At 47.9% G+C, this 20,492-nt stretch carries 14 protein-coding genes and 1 pseudogene; 10 read left to right on the top strand and 5 right to left on the bottom strand.

Features of this window, described 5'->3' with window-relative positions; all coding sequences use genetic code 11:
- Nucleotides 1–97 precede the first annotated feature (97 nt).
- Entirely contained in the window at nt 98–778 is a 681-nt protein-coding gene (locus VV1_RS02995; protein ID WP_026050476.1) for a TIGR00153 family protein, read from the bottom strand.
- Between the two features lie 205 nt (nt 779–983).
- Here VV1_RS02995 and VV1_RS02990 point away from each other — a divergent pair, with 205 nt between their 5' ends.
- Nucleotides 984–2,501 carry a CYTH and CHAD domain-containing protein gene (locus VV1_RS02990; RefSeq protein WP_011078700.1) on the top strand — a complete coding sequence of 506 codons (1,518 nt, stop codon included), beginning with the start codon at nt 984–986 and terminating at the stop codon, nt 2,499–2,501.
- 33 nt (nt 2,502–2,534) lie between these two features.
- Here VV1_RS02990 and VV1_RS02985 read toward each other — a convergent pair whose 3' ends face one another.
- The gene (locus tag VV1_RS02985) at nt 2,535–3,287 is read right to left on the bottom strand and encodes a potassium channel family protein (protein WP_011078699.1); all 753 of its coding nucleotides are present in this window, start codon (nt 3,285–3,287) and stop codon (nt 2,535–2,537) included.
- A 116-nt stretch (nt 3,288–3,403) separates the two neighbouring features.
- Between VV1_RS02985 and VV1_RS02980 the strand changes: the two genes are divergently transcribed.
- The 3 genes and pseudogenes from VV1_RS02980 to hldE all read left to right on the top strand — a co-directional run bounded on the left by VV1_RS02980 (nt 3,404) and on the right by hldE (nt 9,102).
- The gene (locus tag VV1_RS02980; RefSeq protein ID WP_011078698.1) at nt 3,404–4,660 is read left to right on the top strand and encodes a methyl-accepting chemotaxis protein; all 1,257 of its coding nucleotides are present in this window, start codon (nt 3,404–3,406) and stop codon (nt 4,658–4,660) included.
- Between the two features lie 174 nt (nt 4,661–4,834).
- Nucleotides 4,835–7,618 (top strand): annotated as a pseudogene (gene glnE / locus VV1_RS02975) (bifunctional [glutamate--ammonia ligase]-adenylyl-L-tyrosine phosphorylase/[glutamate--ammonia-ligase] adenylyltransferase); the annotation flags it as partial.
- 53 nt (nt 7,619–7,671) lie between these two features.
- On the top strand, nt 7,672–9,102 hold the full coding sequence (gene hldE / locus VV1_RS02970) for a bifunctional D-glycero-beta-D-manno-heptose-7-phosphate kinase/D-glycero-beta-D-manno-heptose 1-phosphate adenylyltransferase HldE (protein ID WP_011078696.1): 1,431 nt from the start codon (nt 7,672–7,674) through the stop codon (nt 9,100–9,102).
- 112 nt (nt 9,103–9,214) lie between these two features.
- On the opposite strand, the gene tolC is transcribed toward hldE, so the two are convergent.
- Nucleotides 9,215–10,540, bottom strand: coding sequence for an outer membrane channel protein TolC (gene tolC, locus VV1_RS02965; RefSeq protein ID WP_011078695.1), 1,326 nt, complete (start codon nt 10,538–10,540; stop codon nt 9,215–9,217).
- A 228-nt stretch (nt 10,541–10,768) separates the two neighbouring features.
- Between tolC and nudF the strand changes: the two genes are divergently transcribed.
- The 6 genes from nudF to parC all read left to right on the top strand — a co-directional run bounded on the left by nudF (nt 10,769) and on the right by parC (nt 17,694).
- Nucleotides 10,769–11,404, top strand: coding sequence for an ADP-ribose diphosphatase (gene nudF, locus VV1_RS02960; RefSeq protein ID WP_011078694.1), 636 nt, complete (start codon nt 10,769–10,771; stop codon nt 11,402–11,404).
- On the top strand, nt 11,404–11,853 hold the full coding sequence (locus VV1_RS02955; RefSeq protein WP_011078693.1) for a DUF1249 family protein: 450 nt from the start codon (nt 11,404–11,406) through the stop codon (nt 11,851–11,853). Before nudF ends, VV1_RS02955 begins: the two co-directional genes overlap by 1 nt.
- Before the next feature lie 18 nt (nt 11,854–11,871).
- The gene (gene cpdA / locus VV1_RS02950; RefSeq protein ID WP_011078692.1) at nt 11,872–12,696 is read left to right on the top strand and encodes a 3',5'-cyclic-AMP phosphodiesterase; all 825 of its coding nucleotides are present in this window, start codon (nt 11,872–11,874) and stop codon (nt 12,694–12,696) included.
- A gap of 1 nt (nt 12,697) precedes the next feature.
- Nucleotides 12,698–13,288 carry an esterase YqiA gene (gene yqiA, locus VV1_RS02945; protein ID WP_011078691.1) on the top strand — a complete coding sequence of 197 codons (591 nt, stop codon included), beginning with the start codon at nt 12,698–12,700 and terminating at the stop codon, nt 13,286–13,288.
- A gap of 236 nt (nt 13,289–13,524) precedes the next feature.
- A complete protein-coding gene (gene parE, locus VV1_RS02940) occupies nt 13,525–15,405 on the top strand; it encodes a DNA topoisomerase IV subunit B (RefSeq protein ID WP_011078690.1) in 1,881 nt (626 codons plus the stop codon).
- Between the two features lie 3 nt (nt 15,406–15,408).
- Nucleotides 15,409–17,694: a DNA topoisomerase IV subunit A gene (gene parC, locus VV1_RS02935; protein WP_011078689.1), complete on the top strand. Its 2,286-nt coding sequence runs from the start codon at nt 15,409–15,411 to the stop codon at nt 17,692–17,694.
- A gap of 75 nt (nt 17,695–17,769) precedes the next feature.
- Here the strand turns inward: parC and degS are convergent, their stop codons facing one another.
- Both degS and VV1_RS02925 read right to left on the bottom strand, forming a co-directional pair.
- The gene (degS, locus tag VV1_RS02930; protein WP_011078688.1) at nt 17,770–18,837 is read right to left on the bottom strand and encodes an outer membrane-stress sensor serine endopeptidase DegS; all 1,068 of its coding nucleotides are present in this window, start codon (nt 18,835–18,837) and stop codon (nt 17,770–17,772) included.
- A 131-nt stretch (nt 18,838–18,968) separates the two neighbouring features.
- Nucleotides 18,969–20,336, bottom strand: coding sequence for a DegQ family serine endoprotease (locus VV1_RS02925; protein WP_011078687.1), 1,368 nt, complete (start codon nt 20,334–20,336; stop codon nt 18,969–18,971).
- Nucleotides 20,337–20,492: the final 156 nt, after the last annotated feature.

Below are 20,492 nucleotides of genomic sequence, written 5' to 3'. Positions count from 1 at the left end.
TCAAACAGACGTTATCCTGCCTTAGCCAGAAAACTGTTATTGGCCAAAACAGGATGGGTCGATAATGCTCTTCGTTATGTTTCGTTGACTTAAAAAATTAAGATCGAGATAGCATCAATTCCAGACGCGCGCCTACACGCTGAGCCTGGTCTGCAATGCCGCCTACCCATTCAAGAATCTTGTACAAGAACATGACATCGATAGGGTTCATCTCTGACTCAATGGTCATCAGTTGCTGACGCAGGCCGATTTGCATCGCATCAGTGTCATCTTCAATGACATCCAATTGATTAATCATTTCTGCAACCAGCGTGACTTCACGCCCTTTGAATCCAGTTTCAAGAAGCTCATCAAGCTCATTGATCACGTTTTGCGCTTGGTTAGCCGCATCAAGACAACGTTGAACATAAGCAATGAAATTTGGTTGGAGTGCTTCAGGAATCATCAGCTTACGACCGTAAACACGGCCTGCAATGTCCTTTGCTAAGTTGGCGAGTTTGTCTTGCTGAGTCAGTAGCTCAAGCATGTCAGTACGATCGACTGGCAGGAACAAACCGCGAGGAAGTTTCAGACGAATTTCACGTTTTAGAACATCCGCTTCTTTCTCTAGATGTGAGATCTGAGCACGGATTTCTGCTGCTTTTTCCCAATCTCCCTCTGAACAAACTTCAAAGAAATTGATTAGGTGTCCGCAACATTCGTTGACACAAACTACGTGACGCTGCAAAGGCTTGATAGGGGACTTTGCAAATAACCCCATAATTGTATTCATTGGCATGGTCATTCAACCTAATAAATATAACCTTAAAAGAACATACACCATTTCGTGGTGAAATGTTGAGCGATGGCTATAAAGGCGCGCATGTTAACGCATTAAATCCATCATTAAAACTGTTTTAGATCATCATTAGTGCGATATTTCTTTCTTGCCCCTCGAGAATTTAGGCAATATCCTGTCCCAGTCTGCTTGAGAAGGTATAACTATGGAAACCGAGATAGAACTGAAGTTTTTTGTTTCTCCTGAATTTTCAGAAACTTTGCGCGAAAAAATCGCCGAAACCAAAGTACTTCAGCACAGTTGTCGCGATTTAGGAAACACCTATTTTGATACGCCAGACAACTGGCTTCGCCAACACGATACAGGCTTACGGATACGCCGCTTTGATGATGTTTTCGTGCAAACCGTCAAGACGGCAGGACGCGTTGTTGCAGGCTTACATCAACGCCCTGAATACAACGCAGAACATACCTGCAATACGCCAAATCTTCATTTACATCCTGGTGATATTTGGCCTCAAGGTAAAGATGTTGACACCTTGCAATCGGAATTGATGGCGCTGTTCTCCACCAACTTTACCCGCGAACAATGGCTGATTGGTATGCCTGATGGAAGCCAAGTTGAAGTGGCGTTTGACCAAGGAATGGTGAGCGCGGAGGATAAGCAAGATCCCATCTGTGAGGTGGAGTTAGAACTGAAATCAGGTCAAACCGAAGCCTTATTTACCCTTGCTCGCCATTTGTGTGAGTCTGGCGGTATGCGTTTAGGCAATTTAAGTAAAGCGGCGAAAGGTTATCGCTTGGCTTTAGGTTACCAAGGCGACGAAGTGAAACCATTGAGCCTAGTGGATACGGGCAAGATGGACAATGTGGAATATTGTTTGATCAACTCACTCGAGCATGCCCTTTCCCATTGGCACTATCACGAGCAAATTTATGTGGAACGCGAATCGGTGGAAGCGTTACATGAAATCAGCCACGCCATCAGCTTTATTCGCCAAACCTTGACCATTTATGGCGGAGTTGTGCCACGACGCGCCAGTGCGATTCTGCGTCAAGAGCTTAAATGGCTAGAAGAAGAGCTAGCGTGGTTGTCAGAGCACGCACATTTAACGGAACTTCTTGATGACAAAGGCAATGTGCTGCGGAAATTGGATGCGCGTAAGTTCTTAGTGGCGGAGTTAACCCAGCAATTTGAAGAGTTGCCTGATCGAGAAGAGGTATTGACCTTGCTCACCAGTGCGCGTTATACCGGATTACTGCTCGATTTGAGCCGTTGGATTTTAACGCGTGGTTGGCAGCCATTCCTTGATGACAAAGCAAGAGAAAAGATGGCCAGCGCGATCCGTGACTTTTCAGTTAAGCAACTTGATCGCACTTGGGCTGAGTTGATGGAAGCGTTTCCGGCGGAAAGAAGTATGTCGGCACAAGAGTACATCGATCAACGCTATCGTTTGATGCGCAATCTCTATACTGGTGTGGGCTTTGCCAGCTTGTATGATGCAGAAGAGCGTAATAGCTTTCGTATGCCTTGGGCCGATTTGATACATGGTATTGATGATCTCTTAATGCTGCGTCATTTACTCCCACTGGTGGAGAAACTCGAAGGCGAAGAGAAAGAGCAACTGGAACGCTGGTTGGTTCGTCAGGAGCGCTCGATGCTGCATGCGATGGATCAAACTCGCGCCATTGGTGTGGAAGCAGAGCCATACTGGCGTCATTAATGGTGAAGCGAGATAAGAATAGGGCGATGCGCCCTATTTTTTTTGCTCCTCTTCGAGCCGTTTCAGCCGCTCTAAAATTTCATGCTGTTGCTCGAGGAGGGTTTCTAGCATCTTCTCCTTGTTGATGGCTCGATTGGTTTGCTGTTTGCTCGGAGTGGTCAGTATCGAGGTGATCAAACCGGAAATCATACCAAATAGACCAACGCCGCTCATGATGATCACCACCGCCAGTAATTTCCCCCCATCTGTCACTGGATAATGATCACCGTAGCCAACGGTCGAAATCGTCACAAACGCCCACCAAAGGGCATCCGTTCCGGTTTGAATATTCGACGCCGGGTTTTTCCCTTCAATAAACAGCATCATGCCAGAGCCGACGGTCACCAAGACCACAAGCAAAAGTAAAATCGTCGCAATGGTGGTCTCTTTGCGATTTTCTTTGAGCTGATTGAGAATAAAGCGAGAAGAACGCAATACGAGGATGACGCGCAAGATATGGAACAAGCGGGCAAATCTCAGCGGCTCAATCATGGGTAAACTGGCAAGAATATCGATCCAATGTGTTTTGAGGTATTGACGCTTATCTGCGGCGCGGATCAAATCTACGCTGAGCTGAAGAAGAAAAATACTACAGATTATGAAATCGAGACCGATAAGAACTTGTCGGGTCTCTTCATCCAAAGGAAAAAACAGTAAGCCAGAGATCACAAATAGCGCCATAAAAGACAAGATTAGTGATAACAGACTCATCGGTTTGGTGTTCTCTTTGATATCATTACTTTTCATACGGGGCTCGAAATAAATAGCAAGGTGGCGTTTTTAACGCGCAAAGTATTTAAGCAAAGTGCCCAAAGGCAACATCTTCTTGATACGACTATAAAAGAACTGGTGGAGAAACAACAATGGAAAAGCTGGCTTTTAAGCCCTGGGAAAGGGTGATCTCTGACATTCGCCTCGTTCCCAAAATGATTTTGCTGATGGTGTTCAGTACCGTTTTGATTGTTGGCAAACAGCTTTGGGATGCCAGCACCTTCTATCAAGCTTTGTTGGCGGCAACGCAAAATGAGCAACTCGCGCAACAACATTACGATGAATACATGGTTCAAGTGGCTTGGCAAACGGGCTTATTGATTGTTGTGTTTGTGGTTCTTTTGATGGCGGCTGCCAGCGTGATGCTGCGTCAAACTCGCTATTTAAATGATGCGATCAAATTAATGGCGCAAAGAAACCTTTCGGTTCCGTTTGGCATGGCTTGTAAAGATGAATATGGCGATGTGGCGCGTGAGCTGGAGAAAACCCGTCAGCAATTGCACGATATGATCAAAATGCAAATCAACGCCTCTGATGAGCTGGCCGGCTTGACGGAAGTGATGACACTGAGCATGTCGGAAACCAAAGAGTCGGCACAAGAAGAGTTCAATGAAATTGATCAACTGGCGACGGCGATGAGCGAAATGACCTCGACGGTACAAACCGTGGCCGATCACGCCAACAATGCGTCGAGTTTGACCGAGCAAGCCTCGCAACAAGCGAAAAAGGGCCAGCAATTCTTGCAAGGTACAGTGTCGAAAATGAGTCAATTGTCGTCAGACATTGCTTCTTCAGCTCAAGCCGTGAACCAAGTGGAAGAGCGAGTCGGTGCCATTGGTAGTGTGGTTGGCACCATTCAAGGCATTTCAGAACAGACCAACTTGTTGGCACTGAACGCCGCGATTGAAGCTGCTCGTGCTGGTGAAGCGGGTCGTGGCTTTGCCGTTGTTGCCGACGAAGTTCGCAACCTGGCTCAGCGCACTCAAACGGCAACGGTAGAAATTCAAGACATGATCACTCAGCTGCAAACCAGTGCCAGCAGTGCCGTTGACCTCATGGAGAAGAGTGTGGTGCAAGCGGCGGAAGGCGTTGAGTTGGTGTCCAACGCCGGAACGGAACTGGATGGCATTGTTGGTCAGGTAACCAGCATCAATGACATGAACTTACAAATCGCGACGGCAGCTGGCCAGCAGAGCAGTGTTGCCGCGGAAATGGACCAAAATCTTTCCAATGTGCGTGAGCTAGTGGAAGCATCGGTTGTGGTGGTCAGTGAGCTGCTGGAAACCTCGGAAATGATGCAAGGCAACGCGGAAGAGTTAGATAAGAAAATCAAATCTTTCAAAGTCTAAGGTTTTAGTCACAATGAAACGCCCACATTACTCATGTGGGCGTTTTTTATTGCAGTAAGTCTGATATAAATAAGAACAACCGCTCAACAAGAACAAGGAAGAAAAATGTCGCTGCCATCCCCTTTGATCCCCGTCGCTGAACTGGCAATGCAAAATGCCCAGCAGTCTGGTTATCTTGAACACTGGCCGCAAGCGCTCATCACACAGTTTCAGTTTATTTCAGGACTGAGCAAGTTTGTGGTGGAAACGGTTCAGCGTGATGCTCAATTGGCCGAGAGTCTTCCAGAGATGTTGGCGCAAGAAAGCCGACAAGAAGCTTATCGAACTCGTTTGGCTGAGCAGTTGCAAGCGTGTCATGATGAAGTGGCGGGCCACCGAGTTTTGCGTCAATTTCGTAACCGAGAAATGGTCTACATCGCTTGGAAAGATTTTACTCAGGCTTGGAGTCTTGAGGAATCCTTAAGCCATCTTTCGGAGTTGGCCGAGGCAATGATTTTTGAAACATACCAATGGCAATATCAACTCTGCTGCAAAGAGTGGGGAACCCCGACCAATGCGCAAGGCGAAGCGCAACCGATGTTAATCATTGGGATGGGGAAACTGGGAGGCGGCGAACTTAACTTCTCCTCCGACATCGATTTGATTTTTACTTATCCTGAAAATGGTGAGACACAAGGTGCACGTCGCAGCATCGCCAATGCACAGTTTTTCACTCGTTTGGGGCAACGCCTTATTAAAGCGCTGGATCAGCAGACCTTTGATGGTTTCTGTTATCGAGTCGACATGCGCTTACGCCCGTTTGGCGAAAGTGGCCCATTAGTGATGAGTTATGCGGCTTTGGAAGATTACTACCAAGAGCAGGGGCGAGATTGGGAACGCTACGCGATGATCAAAGCGCGGGTGATGGGGCGTGAAATGTACCCTGAATACCAAGAGCTGCGTCAGATGCTCAGGCCGTTTGTTTTCCGTCGCTATATCGACTTCAGTGCCATTCAATCGCTGCGTCGGATGAAATCAATGATCAGCAGTGAAGTACGTCGTCGCGGCTTAAGCAACAACATCAAACTGGGGGCGGGGGGTATTCGTGAAATTGAGTTTATCGCCCAAGTTTTCCAACTGATCCGTGGTGGGCGTGAACCTGCTTTGCGCCAGCGTGGCCTATTGGTGACGCTAGAGGCAATTAAGCAACTGCAATTGCTGGAAGAGGCGCAAGTGTGTCATCTTGTTGAGGCTTACAAGTATTTACGACGCTTAGAAAACCTATTGCAAGCGATGGCAGATAAACAGACGCAAACCTTACCTGATAACGAATTAGAACAGCTCGCTTTAGCGGTGGCGATGGGCTATTCGCAGTGGCAAGCGTTGCAAAATGATGTGCAGCAACACATGGCAAAAGTGCATGCTGTATTTGTTACCCTGATCGGTGATGAAGAAGATGAAGTGAGCCCGGTGGAACGTCATTTTAATGAGTTGTGGGATATGGCCCATAACCCAGAGGTGATTGAGCAGATTCTACAAAATGACTTGGCTTGCCAAAATGCCGCCACGATGTCAGAGCAAATCATTCAATTTAAGGCGGATCTGGCCAAGAAAACCTTAGGGCCTCGCGGGCGAGAAGTGCTCAATCGACTGATGCCAAAACTTTTTTCAGCCATCTTTGCCGATGCCGATGCACAATTTGGCTTACCACGCGTTTTGCATTTGCTGCACAACATCGCCACTCGTACCACTTACCTTGAGCTGCTCGATGAGCACCCTGCGGCATTAACGCAGTTGGTGCGTCTGTGTACGGCCAGCCCGATGATTTCTGAGCAGCTCGCACGTTACCCTATTTTGTTGGATGAATTGATCGACCCACAGCAGTTGTACAACCCGATTGCACTTGATGCCTATCGCACCGAACTGCGTGATTTTCTGGCGCGAATCCCAGAGGACGACGTTGAACAGCAGATGGACGCGCTGCGTCAGTTCAAACAGATTTGTAGCTTACGCATTGCCGCGGCAGACATTGCGGGTGTCTTGCCCGTCATGAAAGTGAGTGATCACTTAACCTACTTGGCAGAAGCGATTGTTGAAGCGGTGGTACATCAAGCTTGGCAACAGGTCGCGGAGAAATATGGCGAACCAACGCACCTTAAAGATCGTGAGGGTAAAGGCTTTGCGGTCGTCGGCTACGGCAAAGTGGGTGGTTGGGAGTTAGGCTACAATTCGGATCTCGATGTTGTTTTCCTGCATGATTGCCCGGTGAACGTTTATACCGATGGTAAGAAAGAGATCGATGGGCGTCAGTTTTATCTGCGCTTAGCGCAGCGCATCATCCATATTTTCTCAACGCGAACGGCGTCGGGCATTTTGTATGAAGTCGATACGCGCTTACGCCCTTCCGGTGCTTCTGGCTTGTTGGTTTGCCCTGTCGATGCCTTTGAAGAATATCAGCATAATGATGCCTGGACGTGGGAACACCAAGCATTAGTGCGCGCTCGTATGATTTATGGTGATGAACACCTTGCCAGTGAGTTCCACCGAGTGCGCCACCAAGTGCTGGCCAAACCGCGTGAGCAAGCCAAGCTGCAAAAAGAGGTCGCTGATATGCGTGCGAAAATGCGTGATCATCTTGGCGGGAAAAAATCCGATCGCTTTATGTTGAAGCAAGATCAGGGCGGGATCACCGATATCGAGTTTTTGGCTCAATACCTGGTGTTGAACTACAGTGCTGAAAAGCCTAAGTTGACACGTTGGTGCGATAACGTGCGCATCTTTGAAACCTTGATTGCTCAAGGGGTGATGGAAGAAGCGCAGGCGATGCTACTCACTCAAGCTTACACAACGATGCGCGATGAGATTCACCGACGTAATTTGCTCAACTTAGATGCCGATGTTGCTCTCGATAAGTTTGTTGCGTTGCGCCAAGGGGTCAGCAAAGCTTGGCAAGAGTGGCTTGAATCCTCAACTATTTAGACCCGATAAAGGCTGTGTTACACTCAGCGCAGCAAAAAAATTGGAGACCGAGAATGAAACCAATCCTACCTGATTACAACAATGCAGGTGTACTGATCATTGGCGATGTGATGCTAGACCGTTACTGGTATGGCCCAACAAGTCGTATTTCACCAGAAGCCCCTGTACCTGTTGTAAAAGTAGAGAACAATGAAGAGCGCCCAGGCGGAGCGGCAAACGTCGCAATGAACATTGCCTCGCTTGGTGGTCATGCGCGCATTGTGGGTTTAACCGGGATGGATGAGCCAGCGAAAGTGCTGACTGAAACCCTGAATTCGTTAAAAGTAAAATGCGATTTTGTTGCGCTTCCTGAATACCCAACCATCACCAAACTGCGTGTGATGAGCCGTGGTCAGCAATTGATTCGCTTAGATTTTGAAGACAAGTTTGAAGGCACCGATCCTGAGTTGGTCCTAACACGTATGGAGCGCGCTCTGCCTCACGTGCAGGCGGTGATTCTGTCTGATTATGCAAAAGGGGCGTTAGAGCACGTTGAAGCTTTGATCGCGAAAGCCCGTGCGGCCAATGTTCCCGTGTTTATCGATCCGAAAGGCACCAACTTTGAACCTTATCGTGGCGCTACTCTGCTAACGCCAAACATGTCTGAGTTTGAGGCGGTGGTCGGCAAAGTGACATCCGACGATGACTTGGTGGAAAAAGCATTAGGCTTGATTGAAAAGTTTGAACTTGGAGCGCTGCTGGTGACGCGCAGTGAGCATGGCATGACATTGGTTCGTCCAGATCAGAAGCCATTCCACTTGCCAACTCAAGCCAAAGAAGTGTACGACGTGACAGGTGCAGGCGATACGGTGATTTCTGTCTTAGCGGCCTCAGTTGCAGCAGGTAAACCGCTTGATGAAGCATGTGCATTGGCTAATGCGGCGGCGGGTGTCGTAGTCGGTAAGCTAGGTACTTCAACGTTATCGACCATCGAATTAGCAGAAGCCATTCATGGCAGCCGTGATACCGATTTCGGTGTGATTGCCGAAGCGGCACTGATTGATGCGGTGAAAGCGGCGCAAGCTAAAGGCGAGAAAGTAGTCATGACTAATGGCTGCTTCGACATCCTTCATGCAGGCCATGTTTCTTACCTAAATAACGCAGCAAAATTGGGTGACCGCCTGATTGTTGCCGTGAATACCGATGAGTCGGTGAAACGCCTGAAAGGTCCTGGCCGTCCTGTGAATCCAACCGATCGTCGTATGGCCGTGCTCGCGGGCTTAGGTGCTGTTGATTGGGTGGTGCCGTTTAGTGAAGACACGCCACAACGTTTGATTTCAGAAGTGCTTCCGGATCTGTTGGTTAAAGGCGGCGATTACAAGCCAGAAGATATCGCTGGTGGCAAAGAGGTGATTGCTGCGGGCGGTGAAGTAAAAGTCCTGAACTTTGAAGATGGCTGTTCAACCACAGAGATCATTGATGCAATCAAAGGCGGACGCGGTTAACCACATCGCTTTTCAATGAGCGGTACACATCATCAATATGAGACAAAAAAGGGTGACATTGCTGTCACCCTTTTCTTTATGCGTGTGTCTCTTTATGCGTTTGTGGCTTCGATTACTTTTTCGCAATCAAACCAGCATCAACATCCAGTACATCTTGCTCGCTCAGTGTACCCACCGCCTGACGAAGTTGCAGTACACTCAAGATGTAGTTGTAGCGTGCATTCGATAGGTTTTTGTTGGCATCGTAAAGGCGACGAGTGGCATCAAGGACATCCACAATAGTACGAGTACCCACATCAAAGCCTGCTTCGGTTGCTTCTAATGCTGAACGCGCAGAAACAACAGATTGCTCATACGCACGAAGTGCGCCGATTGAGGCATTGATGTTGTTGTTTTGCGCTCGCACTTCTTTCACGACACCGCGATAAGTGGCTTCAAGATCTTGGCTCGCAGAGACGTAATTAAACTCAGCTTGTTTGGTTTGCGACGTTGTATTACCACCGGTATAGAGTGGAACAACGAGATTTACACCCACATTGAAATTATTGGTTGTACCATCACTTTGTGCACTGTTACTAACGTCTGCGTAGTTGTAGCCACCGTCTAAGGTTAATGACGGTAAGTGGCCTGAACTGGCCAGAGAAATGTTGTCTTTGGCGATGTCTTTTGTGATACGCGCTGACAGTAAGCTTAGGTTTTTCTCTTGCGCTTCTTCGATCAAGGTTTCAGCTGAAGCATTTGAGCGGCTTGCTGAGAAACGCTTGGTATCTAACACGTTCAGGTTTTTATGCTCTTGACCTGTGATTTCACGCAACGCTTCATAACTGTTGGTTAGGCTGTTTTCGGCCAGAACTTCGTCAGCTAATACGCCATCGTATTGCGCTTGGGCGTCATGCACGTCTGTAATGGCCGAGAGACCCACTTCAAAACGTTGTTTGGTTTGCTCTAGCTGACGAGCAACCGCCGCTTTTTCTGCACGGACAAATTCTAAGTTGTCTTGCGCTTTTAGCACCTCAAAGTACGCTTGCGCGGTTCTTAAGATCAAACCCTGTTGCGTCGCTGCGTATGCTGCATCTGCTTGACGAGCGGTTTTCTCTGCGTTGTCTAGCGTGATCCAAGACGAACGCTGATACAGTTCCTGAGAGAAATTAATCCCAGCAGTTAATGCATTTTGGTCATTATCGATCGTCGCCCCAGCATCAAGATCCGTATCACCGCGTTTTAGGTTATAACCAGCGGTTAAATTAATTTGCGGTAATAAGGTACTACGGCTAGAAGTGACCGCTTCAAATGCGGCGTCACGTTTAGCTTGTACGCTCAATAACTGTGGATCGTTTTGCTTTGCCAGATCATAGATTTCTGCCAAGGAATCAGCCCACACTGAAGAACTCAGGCTACCTAGCGCTGCACCAATAAGTAGTGGAAGCAGTTTTTTCATTTTCCATTCTCGCCATGTATAGTTTGATTAATTCTCAAGAGTTTAACTCAAGTTGCTGGATATTTGCCCTAAATTCTGCACTTTTTATCTTTAACTGTCCAGTTGTGCAATAAATGAATTGTTTAAACCTAAAAATTTTTAGAACAATTATATAAAAAGTTGAGCAATGTCCTTTGAGTCATGTTTAAACAGTGAGTAAACTACAAGATTCACTCAGTGAGGTGCGAAATGCAACAGGATGACAAACAACACGCTGTTTTTACTCCAGAAGATGTAGAGGTTCTCTCAAAAGAGCCACTCTTTCAGGGATTCTTCAAGATGATCAAGTACCGCTTCCGTCATAAGTTATTTGCCGGTGGGTGGAGCAATGTGATCGAACGCGAAATGTTTGAACGTGGTCATGCTGCTGCAATGCTTCCTTACGATCCTATTCGTGATCAAGTGGTGTTAATTGAACAAATTCGTGTCGGAGCACTGGAGCATCAGCATCCTTGGCAGTTGGAAATTGTCGCAGGCATGATCGATCGTGATGAATCGGCGGATGATGTCGTGCGTCGAGAGGCGCAAGAAGAAGCTGGCCTAGAAGTCGGACAACTTGTTTCGGTGGTTTCGTATTATCCTTCAGCGGGTGGGTGTTCAGAAAAGCTGGATGTTTTTATCGGTGAAGTGGATGCCTCTAAAGCGCATGGCATTCATGGTTTAGACTATGAAGATGAAGATATCCGTGTGCATGTGATGACACGTGAGCAAGCCTACGATTTGGTCAAACAAGGCAAAATCGAGAATGGTGCCTCAATTATCGCCTTACAATGGTTAGAGTTAAATCACTTGCAGTTAAAGTCACAGTGGTTGGAGATTGAGTGATGGGTTTAGCAGCAGCAAAACAACCTTATTATGTTGATTTGGCAGGGTTAATGAGAACCTATGAAACCAATTATGCCAAATTAAATGCTTTGCTGCCGTTCAACGCTGAAGTGGGTGATGTTCGCTGTTATCAAGTTGTAAACATGATCTACCAAATGACAGTGAAAGAGGTCACAAAATACACCACCATAGTGGAGATATGTCAGAGTGATGACATACCGTTATTTCCTTTACCTACGATGTCTGTCAGGCTTTATCACGATGCCAGAGTCGCGGAAGTGCTCTCGAGTGGTGAGCATGTTCGATTCAAAGCGAAATACGACTACCCAAATGAAAAGTTGATGCAGAAAGATGAAAAGCATCAATTGAATGCGTTTCTTGGCGAGTGGCTGACGTTTTGTTTAAAAAGCGGTATTAGCCGAACCCCAATAACATTTAAAGAAGAATAACAGAGTCAGGTTTTCATTTTGCAACATACATCCAGTGATACGCTCAGCGAGAACAGTATTAAGCTGTTACAGATTACGGATACTCATCTCTTTGCATCGGATGAGGGCAGTTTGCTGAGTGTTAAAACACTCCAAAGTTTTCAGGCCGTTGTCGAGCAAGTGATGGCGCGCCATGTTGAGTTTGACTATCTATTAGCAACCGGTGACATTTCTCAAGACCATAGTGCGGCCTCCTACCAGCGTTTTGCTGACGGAATTGCGCCACTAGAGAAAGCCTGTTTTTGGTTGCCAGGTAACCACGACTATAAACCCAATATGTCGAGTGTTTTACCTTCCCCCCAAATTACTACGCCGGAGCAGGTGGAGCTCAATGCTCATTGGCAACTGATTTTGCTGGATTCCCAAGTCGTCGGTGTGCCACATGGTCGCCTCAGTGATCAACAGTTGTTGATGCTGGAGCATCATTTGCAAGCGTCGCCAGAGAAAAACACCTTAATTTTACTTCACCACCATCCACTGCTGGTCGGCAGTGCTTGGTTAGATCAGCATACCTTGAAAGATGCAGAGGCGTTTTGGCAAATTGTTGAACGTTTTCCGATGGTGAAAGGCATTGTGTGTGGTCACGTTCATCAAGATATGAATGTGATGCATAAAGGCATCCGTGTGATGGCAACCCCATCGACATGTGTTCAGTTCAAACCGAAATCTGACGATTTTGCGCTCGACACGGTTTCACCCGGATGGCGCGAATTAACACTGCACGCCAATGGTGAGATCACCACTCAAGTGCAACGCCTAGCTTCAGGCAGTTTTTTACCTGACTTTACCTCAAGTGGTTACTAATATGAGCCATCCTAAGCCTTCATTGCTGCTGTACATTCATGGTTTTAACAGTTCGCCGTTATCGATGAAAGCCAATCTGATGCGTGAATATTGCGAGCAACACCGACCCGACATCAAGGTTGTGGTGCCGCAGTTACCGAGTTTTCCGCAAGCGGCTGCAGAGTGTTTGCTAGAGATCGTTCAGCAACATAAAACTACTCATCGTATTGGTTTGGTGGGGAGCTCGCTCGGTGGTTATTTGTCGACTTGGCTCAATGCCGAGTTTGGCTTTCGCGCCGTGGTTGTCAATCCGGCGGTGAAGCCATATGAGCTGCTGGCTGACTATCTAGGGCCACAAACTAACCCATATACGCATGAAAGCTATACACTCGAAGCGCGTCATATTGACGAATTGAAAGCGCTTGAGGTAAAAGAGGTCGCGAATCCAGAATCTTTCTGGCTATTGCAGCAAACCGAAGATGAAGTGCTGGACTACCGTCAGGCAGTGGAAAAGTACGCAGGTTCTGCACAAACGGTAGAAGAGGGAGGCGATCATAGTTTTGTTGGCTTTGAACGCTATCCAGAGCGAATCATTCACTTTCTTGGTTTGTAACGCTACCACTCAGAGACAGGATTAGGAGGGGCTCATAATTTTACCTCTGATATCCAACCGTTTCTTGACATAGTCGCACTGCTTTCCGACTATGTTTCTCCGAATACAGCTACCGTGAAACGCACAGAGTCACGCTCTGTGAGTAACAGGGTAGCTTTTTCGTTGTCGCCAGTTGGTGCAAAAGTGCGACCAACTAGGCTCAGACAACAGGTAAACATTGAGAACGATTCCGTATTATGACTGAACAATATAATGCTGGTGCCATTGAAGTACTGAATGGTTTAGAGCCAGTACGTCGCCGACCAGGGATGTATACGGATACAGCGCGCCCGAACCATTTGGGCCAAGAAGTCATCGATAACAGTGTCGATGAAGCGCTGGCCGGACATGCCTCCAAAGTACAAGTCATCCTACATGCAGACCAATCACTGGAAGTGATCGATGATGGTCGAGGCATGCCAGTCGATATCCACCCAGAAGAGAAAGTCTCGGGCGTTGAGCTGATCCTATGTAAGCTGCACGCTGGTGGTAAATTCTCCAACAAAAACTATCAGTTTTCTGGTGGTTTGCACGGGGTAGGTATTTCGGTGGTGAACGCCCTGTCTAAAAGGGTTGAAGTGACAGTACGTCGAGATGGTCAGGTTTACGAAATCGCTTTTGAACATGGTGACAAAGTGTCGGATCTCACCGTGACGGGAACGTGTGGTCGTCGCAATCGCGGTACCAGCGTGCACTTCTGGCCAGACACCAAATACTTTGATTCGCCAAATTTCTCGGTCACACGTTTAGTGAATAACTTGCGCGCGAAGGCGGTTCTTTGCCCTGGTTTGGAAATTACTTTCAGTGACCGTGTGAATGGTAAAGAGCATCAGTGGCTCTACCAAGATGGCTTGAAAGACTATTTGATTGAAGGGGTGAAGGGCTACACCTTACTCCCTGAAGAACCATTTACAGGCCAATTCTCGGCAGAAACAGAAGCTGCGGATTGGGCGGTGATCTGGCAGCCAGAAGGCGGTGAGATGATCACCGAAAGCTATGTTAACCTGATCCCAACCGCACAAGGCGGTACGCATGTGAACGGTTTGCGCCAAGGTTTGTTGGATGCGATGAGAGAGTTCTGTGAGTTCCGCAACTTACTGCCCCGTGGCGTGAAGTTAACGGGCGAAGACGTTTTCGACCGCTGTTCTTACGTACTGTCGGTGAAGATGCAAGATCCGCAGTTTGCCGGCCAAACCAAAGAGCGCCTTTCTTCTCGTCAAACCGCGGCGTTTGTCTCTGGGGTGGTAAAAGACACCTTTAGCTTGTGGTTAAATGAAAAGCCACAACTTGCTGAGCAACTTGCGGAAGTGTGTATTGCGAACGCCCATCGTCGTATGCGTGCGAGCAAGAAGGTCGTGCGTAAAAAGATTGCATCAGGCCCAGCTTTGCCAGGTAAGTTGACCGATTGTTCCGTGCAAGACTTAGCTCGTACTGAAATCTTCTTCGTGGAAGGGGATTCGGCAGGCGGCAGTGCCAAGCAAGCGCGTGATCGTGAGTTCCAAGCCGTGATGCCGCTGCGGGGTAAAATCTTAAATACTTGGGAAGTCTCTGCCGATCAAGTATTGGCGTCTCAAGAAGTGCACGATATTTCTGTTGCACTAGGGATTGATCCAGATAGCGACAATCTTGAAGGGCTGCGTTACGGCAAAATCTGTATCCTTGCCGATGCGGACTCGGATGGTCTGCACATTGCGACACTCTTGTGTGCGCTATTCACACGTCATTTCCGCGCGCTAGTTGAAGCCGGTCATATCTACGTAGCAATGCCACCACTGTATCGTATCGACTGTGGCAAAGAGGTGTTCTATGCGCTGGATGATGCAGAAAAAGATGGCGTATTAGAGCGCCTAAGCCAGAAGCGCGCCAAAATCAACGTGCAACGATTCAAAGGTCTGGGTGAGATGAACCCACTGCAGTTGCGTGAAACCACGATGGATCCCAACACGCGTCGTCTGGTGCAACTGACCATTGATGACTCCGATGCGACCATGGAAATGATGGACATGCTGCTGGGTAAGAAACGCGCAGATGACCGTCGTAGCTGGTTACAAAACAACGGCGATATGGCAGAGGTTTAATAGATGTCTACAGAAATTACTTATGATGGCGTCGAACAATTGCCAATGCGCAAGTTCACCGAAGATGCTTATCTAAACTATTCGATGTACGTCATTATGGATCGTGCGTTGCCTTATATTGGTGACGGTCTGAAACCGGTTCAACGACGTATTATCTACGCGATGTCGGAGCTTGGGCTTTCGGCGGCGGCAAAATATAAAAAATCAGCGCGTACCGTGGGTGACGTGTTGGGTAAGTACCATCCGCATGGCGACTCTGCGTGTTATGAAGCGATGGTTCTGATGGCACAGCCATTCTCATACCGCTATCCGTTGGTGGACGGTCAAGGTAACTGGGGGGCGCCGGATGATCCGAAATCCTTCGCTGCGATGCGTTATACCGAAGCCAAATTGTCGAAATTTGCCGATGTGCTTCTGGGAGAGCTTGGTCAAGGCACGGTCGAGTGGCAGCCTAACTTTGATGGCACGATGAAAGAGCCAAAAATGCTGCCAGCACGTTTGCCTCACATCCTTCTCAATGGTGTGACAGGCATTGCGGTGGGTATGGCGACGGACATTCCTCCTCATAACGTACGTGAAGTTGCGGATGCCACCATTCATTTGATTGATAATCCAGCTGCACCGCTGATGGATTTAATGCAGTACGTCAAAGGGCCTGATTTCCCGACAGAAGCAGAGATTATTACCCCAAGTAGCGATCTGGAAAAAATGTACCGCAGTGGCCGTGGCAGCGTGAAAATGCGCGCGGTTTGGTGCAAAGAGGGCAGTGACATCGTTATCACGGCGCTCCCACATCAAGTCTCAGGGGCCAAGCTGCTTGAGCAAATTGCTGCGCAAATGCGCGCGAAAAAATTGCCAATGGTGGAAGACTTGCGTGATGAGTCTGACCACGAAAACCCAACTCGTATTGTGATTGTACCGCGCTCAAATCGCGTTGATTGCGACCAGTTAATGAACCACTTGTTTGCGTCCACTGATTTGGAGAAGAGCTATCGTGTTAACTTAAACATGATTGGTCTCGACAACCGCCCACAAGTGAAAGGCTTGGTGCAGATTTTGACGGAATGGATCACTTTCCGTCGCGAAACGGTACGTTCACGCTTGCAATACCGTCTTGATAAAGTGCTGGCTCGCTTGCACATCTTGGAAGGTTTGTTGATCGCGTATCTCAACATCGATGAGGTGATTGAGATCATTCGTACAGAAGACGATCCTAAAGCGGTATTGATGGCCAGATTTGGCATTACCGATATTCAAGCCGATGCGATTCTGGATACCAAACTTCGTCACTTAGCCAAATTGGAAGAGATGAAGATCCGCGGTGAACAAGATGAGCTGGAAAAAGAACGTAAGAAGCTGGAAGAGTTACTGGGTTCTGAGCGTCGTCTGAATACCTTGCTGAAAAAAGAGATCCGTGCCGATGCCGAGAAATTTGGTGATGATCGCCGTTCTCCGCTAGTGGTTCGTGAAGAAGCGAAAGCACTGACTGAACGTGACCTGATGCCGAATGAAGCGATCACCGTTGTCTTGTCAGAGAAAGGTTGGATTCGTCACGCCAAAGGTCATGAAGTGGATTGTCAGGGGCTGAGCTACAAAGCGGGTGACAGCTATCTGGCGCATGCGTGTGGTAAGAGTAACCAGCAAGCGGTACTGCTTGGTTCAGATGGCCGCAGTTACTCATTAGAATCGCACACACTGCCTTCGGCTCGCGGTCAAGGTGAGCCGATTACTGGCCGCCTCAACATCACGCCAGGAAGCAGTATTCGCCAAGTGATCATGGGTGAAGAAGAACAGCTGTGGCTGATTGGCTCTGATGCGGGTTACGGCTTCGTGTGTAAAGGCAGTGATTTGTTGTCGAAAAACCGCAGTGGTAAAGCGCTGGTGTCGTTGCCTGAAAACGCAGAAGTGATGACCCCATCGGCGGTATTGGATCTGGACAATGACGATATTCTTGCCATTACCAACCAAGGCCGTATGTTGATGTTCCCAATTAAAGACTTGCCACAACTGGGTAAGGGTAAAGGGAATAAGATCATCAATATTCCAGCGGCGAAAGCCAAAGCGAAAGAAGAGATCCTGTCGCATTTGATTGCTTTGCCAAAAGGCGCTTCACTGACGCTGTATGCAGGCAAACGTAAGTTGGGCTTGAAGCCTGCTGATCTGGATAACTTCCGTGGAGAGCGAGGCCGTCGAGGTGGTTTATTGCCACGTGGCTTGCAGCGAGTCACTCGTATTGAGCTCGAGCAAAGTGACTCATCGGATGGCTCAGAAACGGCTACTGACGCGTAATAGAAGCAGAAAAAGAACCCCAAGCCTAGTCTTGGGGTTCTTTTTATCACTCGGATTGCATCGTTTGGATTGAGATTAGATTTCTCGGTTATCTTCCGCAATCGTCACTTTGAGAGTCATCTCTTGTCCTTTGCGGATGATACCGACATCGACGGTTGTCCCCGGACGTAGGTCGGTCACAATATCCATCACACTCTGACGACCTTGGATCTTCTTGTCATCAATACTTAAGATAATGTCTTGTGCTTCAAAACCGGCGTTTGCTGCCGGGCCGTTGGGATCGACGCCCAATACGACGATACCACCAATATGTTCATTGCCAAGCAAACGTGCAGTCACCGCATTAATGTCTTGCCCATCAATACCAATATAACCTCGGATCACTCGGCCATCGGCAATGATCTTTTCCATGATTTTATTTGCCAGAGGGAAAGGGATGGCGAAAGAAATACCATAAGTTTCCAGATCAGTGGCTTGCTGAAAAGAGGCGGTGTTGATACCAACCAGCTCGCCTTTGGTATTGACTAAAGCACCACCTGAGTTGCCTTCGTTGATCGCAGCATCGGTCTGAATAAAAGCTTGTCTGCCATCGGCACTGATGGAAGAGCGGCCAGTGGCCGAAATAATGCCAAAGGTGGTGGTTTGCCCGAGGTTATAGGGATTACCTATCGCCAACACCACATCGCCAACTTTGGCTTTGTAGTTTGAATTTAATGGAATGACAGGTAAGTTGTTGCCTTCTATGCGCAAAATGGCGATGTCAGTGCGACGATCTTTGCCCACCAATTGCGCGGCGGCGACTCGGCCATCTTGCAACGCCACAACGATTTGATCGGCTTGGGCGACCACATGGTAGTTGGTAATGATATAGCCTTTTTCACTGACGATGACACCAGAACCCAACCCTTGCGTTGACAGCTTGCTACGGTCGTTTTCAACGTATTTTCGGCTGTAAATATTGACCACTGCAGGCGCAGCATTTCTCACCGCCTGATTAAATGAGATTTGCAGAGAACTGGCATCTTGTGGTGATACATCCAGCGTGGTTGTAATCACATTACTACGAAGAGAGGGAACAGCGAGTAACACCAGCAAAGCTGTCACCAGCCCTAAAACGACGGAACGCATAAGAAAGTTGAGCATGCCCTCTCCACAGAAGTCACAAAGTTAGAACAGAAAGCAGAGAATAGCATTACCTGATTGAATAATAAAAGGGCAGCCCACTTTAGGACTGCCCTTTGTATGCTCGATCATCATTGAGGCGATATGTTTACTTAGCGAATGACTAAATAGATAGTGCGCTCACCACGTTGGATATTGAGCGCAAGCACACCAGTTTGTTTTTCAACAATGGCACGGAAATCGGCGAGATTTTTCACTCGCTGACGGTTGACACCGATAATGATGTCGTCTTTTTGTAACTGGTATTGTGCCGCTGGCGAGTTATCTGCCACGTTGATCACTTTAACGCCAGCAATGCGATCGTCTGACGTGGTATTAGCCAACTCAGCACCAGCAAGGCCTTCGTGCATTTTATCGGCTTTGGCCTTGGTTTGTTGCGACTCACCCAAAGTGACATCAAAGCGCTTATCCTTACCATCACGCACCACGCCAAGCTCGATTTCTTTGCCAGCCCCGAGTGTTGCAATTTTGGCTCTTAGCTCAGAGAAGGTATCGATTTTCTTACCATTGAGAGACACAATGATGTCGCCCGCCTTGATGCCGGCTTTATCTGCGGCGGAGTCAGGAACCACTTGGCTGACAAATGCACCTTTGCTCGAGTTATAGCCCAGCGCCTCAGCCAGCTCAGAGGTGATTTCGCCACCTTGAACGCCTAACATGCCACGTTTGACTTCACCAAATTCCAAGATTTGGTCAGTTAAGTTCTTCATCATATTCGATGGAATGGCGAAGCCAATACCAACGTTGCCGCCATTGGGGCCGAGAATCGCCGTATTGATGCCGATCAGTTCACCATTGAGGTTGACGAGCGCACCACCGGAGTTGCCGCTGTTAATTGCCGCGTCGGTTTGAATAAAGTTTTCGAAGTTTTCAATGTTCAAACCACTACGACCTAAGGCTGAAACAATGCCGGACGTCACTGTCTGTCCCAAACCAAATGGGTTACCAATGGCGACGCTGAAATCACCCACACGTAACTTGTCGGAATCGGCGAGCTTAATCTCGGTTAAGTCTTTAGCGCCATCGACTTTAAGCAGAGCAACATCGGACATCTCATCGCCACCAATTAACTCGGCATCGTATTCACGACCATCGTGAAGCTGAATTCGTATCTCATCAGCGCCTTTGATGACGTGGTAGTTCGTCACGATATAGCCTTTATTGGCATTAATGATGACACCAGAACCTAAACCACGGAATGGACGTTCACGAACTTGTTCTGTTGGGAAATCAGGACCAAAAAAGAATTGAAATTGATCGGGAATACGCGAGCGTTCTACCTGTTTACCTTCAACCGCGATACTGACGACCGCAGGGGTAACACGTTCGAGCATTGGCGCTAAGCTCGGCAACTCCTGTCCACTGACGCTAAAAGGCAGTGCGGCGGTTGCTGGAAGAGGGGCAAGGGCTGAGCTTAAGCTCAAAGACAATGCAGTCAAAACAAGCAAAGGTTTTTTCATCCAATAACTCCTATAAATACCAGTCTATTGCAAAGGACAGAGACTCAAACAAAATAGGTTTACTTCCTATCAATATTGTCGTCTTAAACAGTTTTCAATAGACAGTGATGTGAGTTAGGACTCAAAAACCTTTGAAAAGTTCATCAATGAGAAAAA

It is taken from the genome of Vibrio vulnificus CMCP6, from assembly GCF_000039765.1.
In the GTDB taxonomy this organism is placed as follows: Bacteria; Pseudomonadota; Gammaproteobacteria; order Enterobacterales; family Vibrionaceae; genus Vibrio; species Vibrio vulnificus_B.
Note: the sequence above shows the minus strand (reverse complement) of the source record. Positions and strands in the feature narration are given on the sequence as shown.